This window comes from Psychromonas sp. B3M02, assembly GCF_003318165.1.
Lineage (GTDB): Bacteria > Pseudomonadota > Gammaproteobacteria > Enterobacterales > Psychromonadaceae > Psychromonas.
In genome coordinates this window covers 3,910-5,399 of record NZ_QOCB01000008.1, presented here as the reverse complement: position 1 = coordinate 5,399, position 1,490 = coordinate 3,910, and the positions used below count along the sequence as shown (strand labels likewise).

General features: G+C 52.2%; 1 rRNA gene. It reads left to right on the top strand.

What is annotated here, in order from left to right:
- Window positions 1-1,476, top strand: a 16S ribosomal RNA gene (locus tag DS885_RS00685); the annotation flags it as partial.
- Between the last annotated feature and the right edge of the window lie 14 nt (window positions 1,477-1,490).

The following is a 1,490-nucleotide window of genomic DNA, read 5'->3' as shown; positions in this document are numbered from 1 at the left end:
GGTAACAGAAAGTAGCTTGCTACTTTGCTGACGAGTGGCGGACGGGTGAGTAATGCTTGGGAATATGCCTTATGGTGGGGGACAACAGTTGGAAACGACTGCTAATACCGCATAACATCTCCGGATCAAAGTGGGGGACCTTCGGGCCTCACGCCATAAGAGTAGCCCAAGTGGGATTAGCTAGTTGGTAAGGTAATGGCTTACCAAGGCGACGATCCCTAGTTGGTCTTAGAGGATGACCAGCCACACTGGAACTGAGACACGGTCCAGACTCCTACGGGAGGCAGCAGTGGGGAATATTGCACAATGGGCGCAAGCCTGATGCAGCCATGCCGCGTGTGTGAAGAAGGCTTTCGGGTTGTAAAGCACTTTCAGCGAGGAGGAAAGGTTGTACTTTAATAGAGTGCAGCTGTGACGTTACTCGCAGAAGAAGCACCGGCTAACTCCGTGCCAGCAGCCGCGGTAATACGGAGGGTGCGAGCGTTAATCGGAATTACTGGGCGTAAAGCGCGCGTAGGCGGTTAATTAAGTCAGATGTGAAATCCCAGGGCTCAACCTTGGAACTGCATTTGAAACTGGTTAACTAGAGTTTTGTAGAGGGTGGTAGAATTTCAGGTGTAGCGGTGAAATGCGTAGAGATCTGAAGGAATACCAGTGGCGAAGGCGGCCACCTGGACAAAGACTGACGCTGAGGCGCGAAGGCGTGGGGAGCAAACGGGATTAGATACCCCGGTAGTCCACGCAGTAAACGATGTCTATTAGAATTTTGTGGCTATATGCTGTGGGATTCAAAGCTAACGCATTAAATAGACCGCCTGGGGAGTACGGCCGCAAGGTTAAAACTCAAATGAATTGACGGGGGCCCGCACAAGCGGTGGAGCATGTGGTTTAATTCGATGCAACGCGAAGAACCTTACCATCCCTTGACATCCAGAGAATCTGTTAGAGATAGTAGAGTGCCTTCGGGAACTCTGAGACAGGTGCTGCATGGCTGTCGTCAGCTCGTGTTGTGAAATGTTGGGTTAAGTCCCGCAACGAGCGCAACCCTTATCCTTATTTGCCAGCGGGTTATGCCGGGAACTCTAGGGACACTGCCGGTGATAAACCGGAGGAAGGTGGGGACGACGTCAAGTCATCATGGCCCTTACGGGATGGGCTACACACGTGCTACAATGGCAAATACAAAGGGCAGCTAACCAGCGATGGTATGCGAATCTCCTAAAGTTTGTCGTAGTCCGGATCGGAGTCTGCAACTCGACTCCGTGAAGTTGGAATCGCTAGTAATCGTGGATCAGAATGCCACGGTGAATACGTTCCCGGGCCTTGTACACACCGCCCGTCACACCATGGGAGTGGGCTGCACCAGAAGTCATTAGCTTAACCTTCGGGATGGCGATGACCACGGTGTGGTTCATGACTGGGGTGAAGTCGTAACAAGGTAGCCCTAGGGGAACCTGGGGCTGGATCACCTCCTTACGTAAAGAAACACA